This window comes from Kitasatospora sp. NBC_00240 (genome assembly GCF_026342405.1).
In the GTDB taxonomy this organism is placed as follows: domain Bacteria; phylum Actinomycetota; class Actinomycetes; order Streptomycetales; family Streptomycetaceae; genus Kitasatospora.
Map to the genome: position 1 here is coordinate 7178224 of NZ_JAPEMU010000001.1, position 15276 is coordinate 7193499.

The 15276-nt window shown below is 74.5% G+C and carries 11 protein-coding genes and 1 tRNA gene; 7 read left to right on the top strand and 5 right to left on the bottom strand.

The features are described from left to right. Nucleotides 1-131: 131 nt before the first annotated feature. Nucleotides 132-2318, bottom strand: coding sequence for a glycogen debranching protein GlgX (glgX, locus tag OG689_RS30730; protein ID WP_266324106.1), 2187 nt, complete (start codon nt 2316-2318; stop codon nt 132-134). Nucleotides 2319-2881: 563 nt separating this feature from the next. Here glgX and OG689_RS30735 point away from each other — a divergent pair. The 3 genes from OG689_RS30735 (at nt 2882) to OG689_RS30745 (ending at nt 6782) form a co-directional block, all read left to right on the top strand. Continuing rightward, entirely contained in the window at nt 2882-4060 is a 1179-nt protein-coding gene (locus OG689_RS30735) for an SAV2148 family HEPN domain-containing protein (RefSeq protein ID WP_266327546.1), read from the top strand. Nucleotides 4061-4589: 529 nt separating this feature from the next. Then, nucleotides 4590-5888 carry an iron uptake transporter deferrochelatase/peroxidase subunit gene (efeB, locus tag OG689_RS30740; RefSeq protein WP_266324107.1) on the top strand — a complete coding sequence of 433 codons (1299 nt, stop codon included), beginning with the start codon at nt 4590-4592 and terminating at the stop codon, nt 5886-5888. A gap of 192 nt (nt 5889-6080) precedes the next feature. Then, on the top strand, nt 6081-6782 hold the full coding sequence (locus OG689_RS30745; protein WP_266324108.1) for an exonuclease domain-containing protein: 702 nt from the start codon (nt 6081-6083) through the stop codon (nt 6780-6782). A 115-nt stretch (nt 6783-6897) separates the two neighbouring features. On the opposite strand, the gene OG689_RS30750 is transcribed toward OG689_RS30745, so the two are convergent. The 4 genes from OG689_RS30750 to OG689_RS30765 form a co-directional block, all read right to left on the bottom strand. Next, a complete protein-coding gene (locus OG689_RS30750; RefSeq protein ID WP_266324109.1) occupies nt 6898-9234 on the bottom strand; it encodes a hypothetical protein in 2337 nt (778 codons plus the stop codon). After that, nucleotides 9234-9307 (bottom strand) — tRNA-OTHER (locus OG689_RS30755). The genes OG689_RS30750 and OG689_RS30755 overlap by 1 nt, the downstream gene beginning before the upstream one ends. A 99-nt stretch (nt 9308-9406) precedes the next feature. Further along, nucleotides 9407-10501, bottom strand: coding sequence for a polysaccharide deacetylase family protein (locus tag OG689_RS30760; RefSeq protein WP_266324110.1), 1095 nt, complete (start codon nt 10499-10501; stop codon nt 9407-9409). A gap of 119 nt (nt 10502-10620) precedes the next feature. Next, the gene (locus OG689_RS30765; RefSeq protein WP_266324111.1) at nt 10621-11514 is read right to left on the bottom strand and encodes an aminoglycoside phosphotransferase family protein; all 894 of its coding nucleotides are present in this window, start codon (nt 11512-11514) and stop codon (nt 10621-10623) included. A gap of 107 nt (nt 11515-11621) precedes the next feature. Between OG689_RS30765 and OG689_RS30770 the strand changes: the two genes are divergently transcribed. From OG689_RS30770 to OG689_RS30785, 4 genes are all read left to right on the top strand, one after another. Beyond that, complete coding sequence (locus tag OG689_RS30770; RefSeq protein ID WP_266324112.1) at nt 11622-12296, top strand: hypothetical protein; 675 nt, start codon at nt 11622-11624, stop codon at nt 12294-12296. A 174-nt stretch (nt 12297-12470) separates the two neighbouring features. Beyond that, on the top strand, nt 12471-12914 hold the full coding sequence (locus OG689_RS30775; protein WP_266324113.1) for a WXG100 family type VII secretion target: 444 nt from the start codon (nt 12471-12473) through the stop codon (nt 12912-12914). Between the two features lie 2 nt (nt 12915-12916). Beyond that, a complete protein-coding gene (locus OG689_RS30780; RefSeq protein ID WP_266324114.1) occupies nt 12917-14515 on the top strand; it encodes an alpha/beta hydrolase in 1599 nt (532 codons plus the stop codon). Beyond that, nucleotides 14512-15027, top strand: coding sequence for a hypothetical protein (locus OG689_RS30785; RefSeq protein ID WP_266324115.1), 516 nt, complete (start codon nt 14512-14514; stop codon nt 15025-15027). Before OG689_RS30780 ends, OG689_RS30785 begins: the two co-directional genes overlap by 4 nt. Nucleotides 15028-15276 lie beyond the last annotated feature (249 nt).

Below are 15276 nucleotides of genomic sequence, written 5' to 3' on the forward strand. Positions count from 1 at the left end.
CATACCTACCCGCCGCGGCCCGTGCCTATGGCCCGATGTCGGGCGAACGGGTGAACCGCCCGCATCGCGCCGACCGGGCGGCCGCGCGGCTGGAGCGGCCGCCGGCCCGCCCGGCGTCGCGGCCGGCCGGCTCAGGCGCGCCGTTGGAGCACCATCAGCGAGTGGTCGGTGAGCCAGAGGGCGTCGCCGGCCTTCACCCGGGCACCGGTGCCGGGGGCCGGCAGGACGGGCTGCGCGGTGTCGACCACCACGTGCCACTCCTTGCCGTGCCCGGCCGGGACGGTGAACTCCAGCGGCTCGAAGTGGGCGTTGAACATCAGCAGGAAGGAGTCGTCGGTGATCTTCCCGCCACGGCGGTCCGGCTCGGAGATCGCGTCCCCGTTCAGGAAGACCGTGAGCGACTTGGCGTAGCTGGCTCCCCAGTCCCGCTTGGTCATCTCCTCGCCGGCCGGGGTGAACCAGGCGATGTCGGTGAGGTCGTCGTGGGTGCCGGAGACCGGGCGGCCGTGGAAGAACCGGCGGCGGCGGAAGACCGGGTGGTCGCGGCGGAGCCAGATCATGCCCTGGGTGAACTCCAGCAGCCGGGCGTCGGACCCGGCGCCCGGGCCCTTCCCGGCCGCCGCCTCGGCGTCCGGCTCGGTGTCCGGGCCGCCGGTCTCCGGTCTCGCGTCGGTGGGCCAGTGCACCCAGGAGAGTTCGTTGTCCTGGCAGTAGGCGTTGTTGTTGCCGTGCTGGGTGCGGCCCAGCTCGTCGCCGTGCGAGAGCATCGGGACGCCCTGGGAGAGCATCAGGGTGGCGATGAAGTTGCGCTGCTGGCGCGCTCTCAGCTCCTCGACCGCGGGGTCGGTGCTCGGGCCCTCGGCGCCGGAGTTCCAGGAGCGGTTGAAGGACTCGCCGTCCCGGTTGTCCTCGCCGTTCGCCTCGTTGCGCTTCTCGTTGTAGGAGACCAGGTCGCGCAGGGTGAAGCCGTCGTGGCAGGTGACGAAGTTGATGGAGGCGATGGGGCGGCGCCCGTCGTCCTGGTAGAGGTCGGAGGAGCCGGTCAGCCGGGAGCCGAACTCGGCCAGCGTCGCGTTCTCGCCGCGCCACAGGTCGCGGACGGTGTCGCGGTACATGCCGTTCCACTCCGTCCACAGCGGGGGGAAGTTGCCGACCTGGTAGCCGCCCTCGCCCAGGTCCCACGGCTCGGCGATCAGCTTGGCCTGGGAGACCACCGGGTCCTGCTGGACCAGGTCGAAGAACGAGGAGAGCCGGTCGACCTCGTGGAACTGTCGGGCGAGGGTGGCGGCGAGGTCGAAGCGGAACCCGTCCACGTGCATCTCGGTGACCCAGTAGCGCAGCGAGTCCATGATCATCTGCAGTACGTGCGGGCTGCGCATCAGCAGGCTGTTGCCGGTGCCGGTGGTGTCCTCGTAGAAGCGCTGGTCCTGCGCCAGGCGGTAGTACGAGACGTTGTCCAGGCCGCGCAGCGAGAGGGTGGGGCCGAGGTGGTTGCCCTCCGCGGTGTGGTTGTAGACGACGTCCAGGATCACCTCGATGCCGGCCGCGTGCAGGGCCTTCACCATCGACTTGAACTCCTGCACCTGCTGGCCGCGGTCCCCGCCGGAGGAGTAGGAGGAGTGCGGGGCGAAGAAGCCGATGGTGTTGTAGCCCCAGTAGTTGGCCAGGCCCAGGTCGCGCAGCCGGTGGTCGCGGACGAACTGGTGCACCGGCATCAGCTCGATCGCGGTCACCCCGAGCTTCGCCAGGTGCTCGATCGCCGCCGGGTGGGCCAGGCCCGCGTACGTGCCCCTGATCTCCTCCGGGATGCCGGGGTGGAGCTGGGTCAGCCCCTTCACGTGCGCCTCGTAGAGCACCGTGCGGTGGTAGTCGGTGCGCGGCGGCCGGTCGGTGCCCCAGTCGAAGTACGGGTTGATCACCACCGAGTGCATGGTGTGCGGCGCGGAGTCCAGGTCGTTGCGGCGTTCGGGGGCGCCGAAGTGGTACCCGTAGACCGCCTCGTCCCAGTCGATGTTCCCGCTCATCGCCTTGGCGTACGGGTCGAGCAGCAGTTTGGCGCTGTTGTGGCGCTGCCCCAGCCCCGGGTTGTAGGGGCCGTGCACCCGGAACCCGTAGCGCTGGCCCGGCTGGACGCCCGGGATGTAGGCGTGCCGGACGAAGGCGTCCGTCTCGCGCAGCTCGACGGCCGTCTCGGAGCCGTCCTCCCCGAACAGGCAGAGCTCGATCCGGTCGGCGCTCTCGGAGAACACCGCGAAGTTGGTGCCGGCCCCGTCGTAGGTGGCGCCAAGGGGGTACGGCTGACCTGGCCAGACCTGCATAAGTCCTCAACTTCTATGGTAATAGCGGAAACTGACGAACTCTCCGGCCTCGGTGCAGCTTTTCCCCGCTTCTGCCCGGCCGGGGGGCCGGGCATGTGCGGCTGTCGCGTACCGTGACGCACGGCACAGTCGCCATCCTCCCCGACGCCCCGTCCGACCTATGGTCCATTCGCCACTTGTTCGCCCGAACGGGTGTCCGTGGGGTGGCTGGGACGAGCGGGACGACCGGTCCGTTTCGTCTCCCGGTCGGCCATCCGGCTGCGCGGGCCGTCCGGCGGGCAGTACCCTTGATCGTCCGGCAGTACCCGGGATCCGCGGCCCAGCGGCGGCGGACGGGGCAGGCCCGGTCACCCGCGCGGACGAGGTGCGGTCGGCCGTGGTCCGTCGGTGGACGACCCGCCGGTGGACGACCGGTCGGCGAACGAGCAGTCAGTGGACGACCCGTCACTCCCGGCGGCCGAGAGGTGAGGTAGCCCATGGTGTTCCCCGCCGGCGGCAGGGGCGGCGGCACCGACCGCGGCCCCGGGCGCAGCGAGGCGCCGACGGTCGTGATGCGCCCCTCGATGGCGTCCCGCGCCGCGGTTCCCGCCCAGGGCGGCCCGGTCGAGGTGCCCGCCCTCGCCTGGTCCGGCGGCGAATGGGACGAGGCCTACCAGCGGGTCCGGCTCGCCGGCCGCGCGTACGTCTGGCTCAACCTGGTCGAACAGCGGCTGCGCGCCCTGGTGGACGAGGTGCTGCGACCGGTCTACGCCCCCGCGCACGGCGAGGACTGGGTGACCGCCGCCGCCGGACCGGCCGGCGAGGAATGGGCCCACCGGGCCGGCGCCGTCCGCGAGGTCAGCCGCCGCAAGGGCTACCTGCTCGACCCCGCCGACGACGACCCGCTGGTCTTCCTCACCCTGCCCCAGCTGCGCGAGCTCATGGTCCAGCACTGGCCCTGCTTCGAGCCCTTCCTCGCCGACCGCCGCGAGATCGAACTGGCCCTGGACGAGCTGGAGGTGGCCCGGCACGTCGTCTCGCGCAACCGCACGCTCTCGCAGACCGTCCTCGCGCAGACCGAGCGGGCCGCCGCCCGGCTGCTCGCCCTGCTCGACGGCGGCAGCGGCGGGGTGCCCGCCGACGTGGTCGAGGCCCTGGTGGCCGGCCGGTACGCGGACGTCGTCGCGGTGCACGCCGACCGGGTCCGCCTGCAGCGGGACCTCCCGGTGGAGGACCTGCTCGACGGGGCCCGTCGGCTCGACGCGCTCGGCATCGGCCTCGGCATGCTCTGCCAGAACTACACCGGCCGGCGGCTGGTGCGGCTCGCCACCGAGGGCTGCCGGGTCCGGCTGCTCTTCCTCAACCCGGCCAGCAGCGCCGTCCGGCGGCGCGAGCGCGAGCTGGGGCTCGGGCGCGGTGAGCTGGCCCGTTCGATCGAGATGAACATCATGCACGTCCGGCGGGTGCGGGCCCGGCTGCGCGACCCCGGCGGCTTCGAGATCCGGGTCTTCGACGAGACGCCGCGTTTCACCGCCTACCTGGTCGAGGGCCCGCGCCCGACCAGCCAGGCCGGCGGGCGGCGGCAGTCCACCGACCTGGGCGTGGTCCAGCCCTACCTGCGCAAGGCGCGCGGCATGGAGTCCCCGGCGCTGGTACTGCGCGGCGGGGCGGGCCAGCAGCCCGGCTCCACCGAGCCGGGGCTGCTGGAGGTCTACCGCGAGGAGTTCGAGGGCGTCTGGGGGGACTCCCGGCCGGTGTCCTGAGGGGCCGCCGGTCCCTCGGGGGGCCAACCGGCGCGCCCTGGCGGGGTCACTCCGGCCGGAGCCGGAGCCGGAGCCGGAGCCGTGAGCCCGTCCCCGTCCCTGGCCCCGCCCCGTCCGCCGTCGGTACGTCACGGCGCGGCCGTCGGCGGCCCCCGCGCGGGTCCGATCCCGGGCCGTGGCGCCGGTAGGCCGGACGGATGGCAACTGACCGGTATTCAGCCGATGGGCGGTCAGCCGTCCCGCTCCGCGGGCGCGCGGCGGGGGCGGCCCCTTGCTAGCGTCGATCCCGTGATCGAACAGGTCGGCGGCCTGTCCCGGCCCCGGCCTGCCGTCCACCTCCCGGCCCGCCCCGCGGCCCGGCCGTACGCCCGCCCCGGCCCGTCCCCGTCCGTGGCCGCGGCACGCGCCGCCCGCCCGCCGGAGCCGTCCGCCGGTCAGGCACCCCGCCCCGTCCCGCCGGCCCGGCCGCCGTCCCGCCCGCGCGCCCTCCGTCCGCGCACCGAACCGCCCCCAGACCCGGAAGGCCACCATGACCAGCCAGCACGCCGTCAGCGGTTCCCACCCCGACCTGCCCGCCCCGGACGGCTGCCCGGCCGTCGGCGGGGCCTCCCGCCGCGGCTTCGTCAAGGCCGCCCTCGGGGCCGGCACGGCGGGCGCCGCGCTCGCGCTCGGGGCCGGGCCCGGCAGCGCCCGGGCCCGGGCGCAGCAGCGGTCCGACGCCGGGTTCGTGCCCTTCCACGGTGTGCACCAGGCCGGTGTCACGACCCCCGCCCCGGCCTACGCCTCCTTCGTCTCCTTCGACGTCACCGCCACCAACCGGGCCGGGCTGGAGGCCCTGTTCCGCACCCTGACCACCCGGATCCGCTTCCTCGCCTCCGGCGGCACCCCGCCCGACATGGGCCCGGACGCCCCGCCGTCCGACAGCGGCATCCTCGGCCCGGTCCTGCCGACCGACGACCTGACCGTCACGGTCGGCGTCGGTGCCTCGCTCTTCGACGACCGGTTCGGCCTGGGCGCCGCCAAGCCGCTGCGGCTGGCCCCGATGCGGGCCTTCCCCGACGACAGCCTGCGGCCCGCCGAACTGCACGGGGACCTCTCGGTCCAGGTCTGCGCCGAGAGCCGGGACACCGTCCTGCACACCCTGCGCGACCTGGCCCGGCACACCCGGGGCGCGATGCGGGCCCGCTGGCAGGTCGACGGGTTCCAGAACCGGCCCAGGCCCAGCGGCGCCCAGCGCAACCTGCTCGGCTTCAAGGACGGCATCGTCAACCCCGACACCACCTCCGCCCGCCTGATGGACCGGCTGGTCTGGGTGGTCGACGGCGGCGGCGAACCCGGCTGGGCCACCGGCGGCAGCTACCAGGTGATCCGGGTGATCCGCACCCTGGCCGACGCCTGGGACGGCCTCCGGCTCGCCGACCAGGAGCGGATCATCGGCCGGAACAGAGCCACCGGCGCCCCGCTCGGGTACGGCGCCGAGACCGACGCCCCCGACTACGGCAAGGACCCGCAGGGCGCCGGCATCGCGCTCGACGCCCACATCCGGCTGGCCAACCCCCGGGAGCAGGCCACGGCCGACAGCCGGATCCTGCGCCGCGGCTTCAACTACGACCGGGGGATCGACGCGGCCGGCGACCTCGACCTGGGCCTCGCCTTCTGCTGCTACCAGCAGGACGTGGTCCGCCAGTTCGAGGCGGTCCAGACCCGGCTGGCGGGCGAGCCGCTGGCCCGCTTCCTGCGTCCGACCGGCGGCGGCTACTTCTTCGTCCTGCCGGGTGTCCGGGACGCCGCCGACTGGCTCGCCCGGGGGCTGTTCGCCGCCGTCTGACGGCTCCCGGGCCGGGTCCGGCGGCCCGCCGCGGGGGCGCCGGCGCCCGGCCCGGCGGGGACCTCCCGCAGGCCCGCGCCGTCGGCCGGGACCGGCCCCGGACCAGCGGGGGAGGGGCCGACGGGCCGGGTTGTCGGTGGTCCGGGCGATGATAGGGGACGTCAGAGCGGCCGGACGGAAGGACACACCCCTATGAGCTGGTGGCACGAGCCACTGGTCGGCTTCGATCTGGAGACCACCGGTACCGACCCGGCCGAGTCCCGGATCGTCACGGCCGCCCTCGTGGACACGGTCGGCAGCCGCCGGGAGAGCGCCACCGGCTGGCTGCTCGACCCCGGCGTCCCGATCCCCGCGGAGGCCGAGGCCATCCACGGCATCGGCGACGACCTGGCCCGCAGCAAGGGGCGCCCGGCCAAGGAGGGCGTCGAGGAGATAGCCGCCGCTCTGTGCGAGCGCATCCTGGCCGGCCGCCCGGTGGTCGCCTTCAACGCCCCCTTCGACCTCTCCCTGCTCGACGCCGAGCTGCGCCGCTACGCCCTGCCCGGCCTGGCCGAGCGGCTCGGCGGCCCCGTCGCACCGGTGCTGGACGCGCTGGTGATCGACCGGGCCCTCGACAAGTACCGCAAGGGCTCCCGGACCCTCCAGCGGGTCTGCGAGGTCTACGGGGTCGAGCTGACCGACGCCCACGAGGCCGGCAGCGACGCACTGGCCGCCGTCCTGGTCGCGGTGGCCCTCGGCGAGCGGTACCCGGCGCAGGCCGGGGAGGTCGCGCTGGCCGAGCTGCACCACCGTCAGGTCGGCTGGTACCGGGAGTGGGCCGAGGGACTGCAGGCCTGGCTGCGCAAGGGCAAGGACCCGCAGGCCGTGATCGACCCGCGCTGGCCGCTGCGCTGAGCCCGGCCGGGGGCCGGGCGGCCCGCACGCCGGAGCCGCCCGAGGGCAGCCCCGGCCGCCGGCCCGAAGGCGCGGCCCCGTGCCGCTGCCGGTCCGGTCCTCAGGTGGGCCGGCCTCAGGCGGGGCGGGCGGCCCCCGGGAGGTCCTGCCGCAGCCAGTGACCGGTGCCGCTCCGGCCGAGCAGCCGGCGGGCCCGGCCGCCCTCGGCGGTACCGTCGGCCCTGAACTCCCCGCCCGCGGCGACCAGCCGCAGACCGGCCAGCGCCGGCGCCAGCCGGTCCGCCGCCCGACCGGGGTGCCGGGCGGCCTCCACCTCGGTCCAGGCCACCACCTCGGCCCGCTCCTCGGCGCCGCAGAGCGAGAGGTGGAAGAGCATCTGCCGCCAGGCGTACGCCGCGTCCTTGACGGTGTTCCACCCCTGCGGGTCCCGGTGCAGCCGGGCCGTCAGGGCGCACACCGCGGTGAAGCAGCGCCGGGCGAGATCCGCCCAGCCGGGCCGGGGCTCGACACCGGCCCGGACGACCAGGGTGGCCAGGTTGTGCGTGGTGAGGATCTGGGCCTGCTCGATCACCATCGCGTTGCCCGACCAGCCCACGGCGTCGCCGGCCCGTGCCCGGCAGAGCCTGCCGAACTCCTTCGCCGCGCGCCCGCGCTCCCGGTCGGCGGCCGTGCCCCCGCCGGCGGGGACGCCGCCCGCCGCGCCGAGCGCCGCGAGAGCCGCGTAGTCGATGCCGTAGTACCGCTCGTAGAGCGTCCCGCCGAGCAGGTCGCCCGCCACCACCGCCGCGTCCAGGAACTTGGCGGAGAACCGGCCCATGAAGATGTCGATCGCGAGCTCCTCGACGAAGGGCGCCTCCACACCGGCGCTCGCGGCGAGCGCCGACAGCTCACGCACCAGCGGGTTCGGCAGCAGCGTCGCCGGAAAGCCCTGCACGGCCAGCTCGCCCAACTGCACCAGCGTCGTGCGGGCCGCCTCCCGGGCCTGCCCGCCGGCATCGCGGTACGCCGCCACCGCCCGCACCCAGGGCAGCTCCTCGACCCGCACCTGGTGCTGAAGGTCGAGCAGCAGCAGCGAGCGCCGGTTCCGGAAGGCCCGGTGGTTGGCCGCCGCCAGGGCGCGCAGCGCCTGGTCGGGGTGGGCCAGCGCGGTGGTCGCGGAGACGAGCTGCGGGACGAGCTCGGCCAGTACCTCGGCGGAGGGCACCACCCCGCGCTCCACCAGCGTGCCGACCGGGGCGCTCAGCGCGCCGAGGACGACCCGCCGCACCGGCTCGGGGACGGCGGCGCCGGCCGGCAGGCCGCAGGCCCGCTGCTCCTCCTCGGTGACCGGCCCGCTCAGCGTGTCGATGTCGGGCGTGCCGGTGTCCTGCGGCAGTTCGGACAGCCGCCGGGCCACCAGCTGGGCCAGGGCGTGGTGGGTCGGCCGGGCCGCGACGCTCGCCTGCCGGTCGCGCAGCGCGGTGTGCGGCGCGGAGCCGGGAAGGCCGCGCTTGGCGACCATCGAGTCGACGGCGTGCTGCAGCAGACCGAAGGCCCGGGCGTCCGGCGTGCGGCCGGCCACCACCTCCTCCAGCGCGGTGCACAGGACGGCCTGGTTCTCCTTCGGCCTGCGGTGCTTCCGGCACCGGGTGTGGACGGCCGCCAGCTCCCGGTAGCGCGTCAGCAGGGCCGCGCCGCGCCCGTGCCAGGCGTCGTCCGGCAGCCGGGCCAGGACCCGGCCCGAGGAGGCGGTCTCCAGCCAGTGCGCCAGCAGCTCGTCGGCGAACGGGTTCCAGACCGCGAGGGCCTCGTTCATCGCCTCGACCGCCGGGTGCGGGCGTCGCGCGGCGACCGCCTCACGGACCTGGCCCACGGTGCGGCGGTGGGTCAGCGTGGCGTCCGCCGCGGGCGCGCCGGCCGGGCGCGGCGTGAAGCGCAGCTGCCCCGCGAAGGGCTCCAGGGTGTCCAGCAGGTCCAGCGCCCCGAGCCGGTCACCGGCCCGGACCAGCCAGGCCACCGTGAGCAGTGCCGCCTCCTCCGGGACGGCCACCTCGTAGCAGCCCCGGTCGAGCAGATCGGTCAGCTCGGCCAGGCCCTGGTCCGTCAGGAAGTGTCCGAACAGCGCACGGCGGTCGGCCGGGACACCGGCCCGCGCGGCCGCCGCCAGCTCGTACGGCAGCAGCGGTCCGCCGGCTGAGGCCGCGCCCGTGGCGAACCCGCCGTGCACCACCTGCGGGGTCACCCAGGCAGGGAGGCCCGCAACCGGCGTACGGGAGCCGACCGTCACCGCGCCGGAGGCCATCGCGCCGAGCACCTCGCGCCAGTGGCCGACCCGGCGTTCGGCGCGGGCCCGGGTGTCGGCGTCCTCGTGGGTCACCGCGGTCGCCAGGGCCCGGGCCAGCCGGGCGGCGGGGTAGCCCTGCCGGATCCGGGTGTCGACTGCTGTGCGCTGCTTCTCAGCGTTCGTGTCCATGGCCGGCGTGGCGGGTTCTGCCCCCGCGCCCTCCGGGATGAAGCCCGGTGCTCTCCTGCTGAGCTACACGCCGATGCGGACACGCTACGAGGCGGGCCGGGGCGCTCACAAGGAATTTTCGGGCCGCGGCGGCTGTCGGACGGCGCGGAGGCCGTCCGACAGCGCGAGGTTCTCAGACGGCGGGGAAGTCGAAGCCGTACCCCTGGGCGGCCAGCCAGGGCAGCAGTTGCCGCAGCGCCGCGACGGTCTGGCTGCGGTCGCCGCCCCCGTCGTGCATCAGCACCACGCCGCCCGGGCGCAGACCGCGCTGGACGCTCGCCACGATCGCCGCGACCCCGGGCCTCGACCAGTCCCGGGTGTCCACCGTCCAGGTCAGCGGGCGCATCCCGGCGGCCGCCGCGACCTGCTGGTTGGCGGCGGTGAAGCCGCCGCCCGGGGCACGGAACCAGGGGACTTCGGTGCCCGCCCCGCCGGCTCGGACGATCATGTCCTTGGCGGGCACGATCTCCTCGACCTGCCGGTCGTGGGAGAGCGCGGCGAACGGCTGCGGGTGGTGCACGCTGTGGTCGCAGAGCCGGTGCCCGGCGGCCAGGATGCGCTTCACCACGGCCGGGTTGGCGGCGGCCTGCGGGCCGATCTGGCAGAACGTCGCCTTGGCACCGTACTGCGCGAGCACGTCCAGCACCTGCCCGGTGGCGGGGCCGGGGCCGTCGTCGAAGGTGAGGGCGACGGTCCGGCCGCCGTGGGCGGTGGAGGCGACCAGTGCGGCGGAGACGCCCGGGGCGGCCGGCGGCGGCGCGGGCGGGGTGCTCGTCGCGGGGGCGCCCGGCGCGGGCTGCGGCGAGCTGGGCCGGGGAGCGCCGGGGGCCGGGCCGGAGGCGGTCGCGGCCGGCGGAGCCGGTGCGGTCGGGGGCTTGCCGGTCGCGGAGCCGGAGCCGGAGCCGGAGCCGGAACCGGAGCCGGTGGGCGGGCGCGGGCTCGGCGCGGCCGGACCGGAGGGCGGTGCCGAGGCGCCGGGGCTGCCGGGCGCCCCCGGGGCGGTGGTCGCCGGGCTTGCCGGTGCGACCGGGGGCGTGCTCGGCGGCGCGCCGGCCTGCAGCGCGCCCTGCGCCGTACCGCACCCCGTGACCGCGGCCGCGACGAGCAGGGCGGCGCAGGCCGTCCGGAGGGCGCCGCGCCGGCCCCGGCCGGCCGGGGCCGGGCCCTGCGGGCCGGTCGGATTCGACCGGGGCGGGTACGACCGGGTGATGGCGTGGTGCGAGGACATGGCAGCGCCTCCTGAACGTCCCACCGGTCCCCCGACCGGGATGACTGTCCGACAAGACGTTCGGTCGGCTGCCGTGGTTCCACGCCGAGGCCCCCGGACCGGGCGGACCTGTCAGCTCATCAGAACGCGTACCAACGAACCGTCGTGGCCGCGTCCCTCAGCGAGTCGACCCGGCGCCGGAACTCGGCGGCCGCCGCCGCGTTCCCCGGCACCTGCTGCGCCACCCAGGAGGCACTGGCCGTCTCCCGGGCCCCGCGCAGCACCGCGAAGCCCGGCCAGCCCCGGACGTCCCAGCCGTACGCGTCGGTGAAGGCCAGGTAGTCCTCGGCGGACACCCCGTAGCGGTCGTGGCTGAGCGCCAGCACCACCAGGTCGTGTTCGCGCAGATCCGCCGACACCGTCTCCAGATCCAGCAGCACCGGACCGTCCGGGCCGACATGCACGTTGCGCGGCAGCGCGTCCCCGTGCACGACACCCGGCGCCAGGTGCGGCGTCAGACCGGCGAGGGCCGCCGCGAAGGACGCCTCACGGTCCCGCAGGAAGGCCACGTCCGCCGGATCGACATACCCCTCGGCCGAGGCCAGCCAGCGCCCCACCGGCGCCAGCAGATCCCGCCGCCCCAGCGCGAACGGCGGCGCCCCCAGCCCGTGCAGGGCGCGCAGCAGCGGCGCCAGATCGGCCGGCCGCGTCGGGCGGACGGCGGGCGCCAGGCGGTGCCAGAACGTGACGGGGTGTCCGTCCACGAGCTGCGGACCGGGCGCCACCCCGTCGTACGGACGCACCACCGCGATCCCCTGCCCGGCCAGCCAGTGCGCCACCTCGGACTCCCGCCGCGCCCGCTCCGAAAGCTCGGGCCCGCGCCCCACCTTGGCCACCACCGCCGGCCCGCCGAGATCGAACACCGCGTTCTCGCTCAGCGCCAGCAGCCGCGCGCCCGCCGGGTCCGGCAGGCCGGCCGTCGCACAGGCCAGGGCGAGCAGCGCCCGCGCGCGGCCCTCGTCGAAGGGGGTCATGGGGCTGCTCCGATCTGCGGTGAAGTCCATCATCATTCCCCATGGCCGGGCCGGGCCGTGCGCATACCCCTGCCGAGGGTGTCGGTGCCGTCCGCTTGACTGACCGCATGACCGCCTACGACGTGGCCCGCCGGCTGCCCTCCGTACCCGAGCTGCGCGACCACTGCCGTGCGCTCGCCACCCTCGACGCCATCCTGTCCCCGGAGTGGGAAAGCCGGTACTACTCCTTCGACAGCACCTGGGCCGAGGCGGAGGAGATGGCCTCGATGCGAGACGGACAGGGCGACGAGTACTCCGTCGTCTTCACCGCCGCCGGCGCGTACATCCGGGGCTTCGCCCACGAGTCCGCGATGAGCCCGTACCCGTCGGAACGGGACGGCATTCCCTGGCCCGGCGTGCTCGACGACGTACCCCCGGCGTTCCGCCCCCAGGTCGAGGAGCCCGCCTTCTCGGACGAGGACGACATACCGGCCGTCACCGTCTGCCTCTGGCGGGAGAACACGGACGACCGGTGGCGGCACGGCACGGTCGAGTTCCCGGCCGGCTCCGACGATCCCGACGGGGCGGACGGCCTGTTCGAGCTGCTGGCCGACCGCACGCCCGAGGCCTACCAGCGATGGGCCGAGGACTACTACGAGGTCTCCGTGGACCTCGCGGCCGTCCGGCACGTGTACGCGCTGCGCCCGCTCACCGCCGAGGTCGTCGCCGCCCTGAACGACGAACTGGAGCCCGACGACCTGGCGGAGGATCTCGCCGAGATCGGCTACCCGCAGGCAGGGTGACGGGGCCGGGGCAGGGCCCCGGTGTGACGTCCGTCGCAGCGGGCGGGAGAACCGCACGGTTGCGCACACGCGTGTGACTAGTCTGACGGGCGGTTCGGCGGCCGGGGGGCTGCCGGCCACGCCGGTGGGCGCGCCCGTCGGCGCGTGCTCGAACAGGGACGAGGGGGAGCAGCGGTGGGGGACATCGGGGGATGGTCGGGGTTCAAGGTGAACCCGGCCGAGTTGCGCGGTTGCGCGGGGAGCGCCGCCCAGGTGGCCGGAGAGATTCCGGGCGAGACGTCGAAGATCACCGGGCCGAGCGACCAGGCCTCCGGCAAACTGCCGGGCTGGGCGGCCGCCGGCGCGCTGCACGACTGCACCAACGCCTGGAAGACGGTGCTGGACCGGCTGTCCACGGACATGGACACCTACAGCACGAAGCTGGTCGCGGTCGCCCAGAACTACGAGAACAACGACGCGGCGACGGCAGCCCGGCTGAACGAGGCCATCCTCGGGCCGGCGGGTGCCGGCCCGACCGCACCCGTGGTGCCCGGCCCGTACAAGCCGCAGGCCGCCCTCGGACCGGACCCGTTCGGCACCAAGGTCAACAGTCCGTACGCGGCACCCGGAAGGAGCTGACCGTGGAGATCGACACCGTCCTGAAGGCCGACTTCACCGGCCTCGCCGCCGCAAGGGCCGGCTACGACGCCCTGGTGACGGCGTTCAACGCGCACGTCGAGGCCTGGAAGCGGACGGTCGTGGACCGGCTGCACAACTCCGGGTGGACCGGCAGCGCCGCCACCCGGGCCTTCGCCGACCTCGACCTGTTCGCCAGTAAACTGCTGGCCGCCGACGACGAGTTGAAGCTCGTCAGTGGCGTGCTGGCCGACGCCCAGCAGTCGATCGCACTCGTCCAGGCCGAACTGATCCAGGCACTCGACGACGCCAAGGCCGCCGGCATCACGGTGAAGCCGGACGGCGCGATGTCCTGGGAGAACAAGGACGACGCCTTCGAGGTCAAGGCCAAGTCACTCAGCCTCCGCGTCCAGGACGCCCTGCGCGACGCCCAGCACGCCGACGAGGCGATCACCCGCCGGCTGCGGCACTTCGCCGAGAACGCCACCACCGGCACCGGCCTGGACGGTGCGGCGGCCCTGGCCGACAAGGCGGGCGCCGGCAGCCGGGAGACCCCGCCCGACGCCAAGGCCACCCCCGCCCAGGTCAAGGCCTGGTGGGACGGCCTCACCCCCGCCGAGCAGCAGCACCTGATCCACAACCGCCCGGACCAGATCGGCAACCGCGACGGCGTCCCCTGCGTGGCCCGCGACCAGGCCAACCGGATCATCCTCCGCCAACGCCGGGCCGAACTCCAGGGCGAGCTGGACCGGATCGGCAAGCCCGGGGCGCCCATGTCGGGCCCCGGCAACACCGTGATGGAGGATCCGAAGGCGACCCGGATCAAGCAGATCCAGGACCAGCTCAAGGGCATCGACGACATCCAGAGCAAGCTGGACGGGTCCAAGCGGCCGAACTTCCAGCCGACCTACCTGCTGGGCTTCGACACCAAGGGCAACGGGCACGCGCTCGTCGCGGTGAACAACCCCGACACGGCGGACAACGTGCTGACCTTCGTACCCGGCACCACGGCCAACCTGAGCAACATCAGCGGCGACATGGACAAGGCCTACGAGATGGCCAACTCCGCCCGGCTGGCGGGGAAGGACGCCGGAAAGACCACCGCGACCATCGCGTGGAGCGGCTACGACGCACCGCAGACCCTCCCCAACGCCGCGTTCGGACAGCCCGCACTGGACGCCCGGGACAACCTCTACAACTTCCAGACCGGCCTGAGGGCCACACACGAGGGTCCGCCCTCGAACAACACGATCATGGGGCACAGCTACGGCAGCGTCGCGGTCGGAATGGCGATGCGGGACCGGGGCCTCCCCGTCGACAGCGCGGTCTTCGTGGGCAGCCCCGGACTGGGTGTCGACAACATCAAGGAACTGCAGATCGATCCGTCCCGGGTCTTCGTGGCCCGAGGCGACAAAGACAGCATCGCTCCCTGGGCGGAGGGGATCAACGGCTCGGGCGGTGTCTACGGCGCGGATCCCGCCGACCCGGCGTTCGGTGCCACGATGGTGCCCACCTCGCCGGGAACGGATCACGGCCACTACTGGAACGAAGGAACGCGGTCATGGGACGGTTTCGGCCGGATCGCAGTCGGGGGTCGGCCGTGACCCGGGTCGGCCCGGAGCGGTGGGAGCCGTTGAAGGCCGCGTTGCTGGCTCTCGGTGTCGCCACGCTGTCGGTCGGCTGCGGGCAGGACGTGGATGTCACCACGCCGACGATCACCCGGGTAGCGGCCGAGCAGCAGGCTGATGCCGAACTGGCCGGCCTTGAGCGGGTGCTCCCCGAAGGGATCCGACACGAGGCGCCCCTGAAGGGCGAGAGCGGCTGCTATCACGGTGATGACAACGGAACCGACGGACGGGTCCAGCCCACCCGGACGGACATCCTCAAAGGGCTGCCCTCCGAGCGGACCGACGAGATCTACGCGGCTGTCCGGACGCATCTCGAAGCGAGCGGGTTCAAGGTCTCCGAAGACGTGAAGGGCCATCTGGCCGGCAACAAGGCCGCCAACGGATTCACGGCCGTGCTCCATGGCAGCCTCGCCGTCGGCGATTACCTGCGACTGACTGTCCTCGCACCGTGCGTATGGCCGGACGGGACGCCGACTCCGAAGAGTTGAGACGCCTGACGGCTGGTTACCCGGTGAGTCGATTGTTCAGTCACGACGGCACGTGACCGCCGGTCCGGGCGGTGACGGCGACCGCGCTGACGGTGCGATCTGCTGCCGTCTGGACGGCCGCCCCGGCGGGCCTTGAGGTGGTGCTCGGAGGGCATTTCAAGCAAGGCCCGGGAGCAAGGAAGGAGGGGGCCCGCATGGTCCACTTTCGGACGCATCGTTGCGGTCGGGGGGAAGTCGTGAAAAGCATCC

What these genes read in the sequence shown, in the direction of transcription:
- glgX (WP_266324106.1), bottom strand. Translation starts at nt 2,318, where the DNA reads ATGCAGGTCTGGCCAGGTCAGCCGTACCCCCTTGGCGCCACCTACGAC.
- OG689_RS30735 (WP_266327546.1), top strand. Translation starts at nt 2,882, where the DNA reads ATGGCGTCCCGCGCCGCGGTTCCCGCCCAGGGCGGCCCGGTCGAGGTG.
- efeB (WP_266324107.1), top strand. Translation starts at nt 4,590, where the DNA reads ATGACCAGCCAGCACGCCGTCAGCGGTTCCCACCCCGACCTGCCCGCC.
- OG689_RS30745 (WP_266324108.1), top strand. Translation starts at nt 6,081, where the DNA reads ATGAGCTGGTGGCACGAGCCACTGGTCGGCTTCGATCTGGAGACCACC.
- OG689_RS30750 (WP_266324109.1), bottom strand. Translation starts at nt 9,234, where the DNA reads ATGGACACGAACGCTGAGAAGCAGCGCACAGCAGTCGACACCCGGATC.
- OG689_RS30760 (WP_266324110.1), bottom strand. Translation starts at nt 10,501, where the DNA reads ATGTCCTCGCACCACGCCATCACCCGGTCGTACCCGCCCCGGTCGAAT.
- OG689_RS30765 (WP_266324111.1), bottom strand. Translation starts at nt 11,514, where the DNA reads ATGACCCCCTTCGACGAGGGCCGCGCGCGGGCGCTGCTCGCCCTGGCC.
- OG689_RS30770 (WP_266324112.1), top strand. Translation starts at nt 11,622, where the DNA reads ATGACCGCCTACGACGTGGCCCGCCGGCTGCCCTCCGTACCCGAGCTG.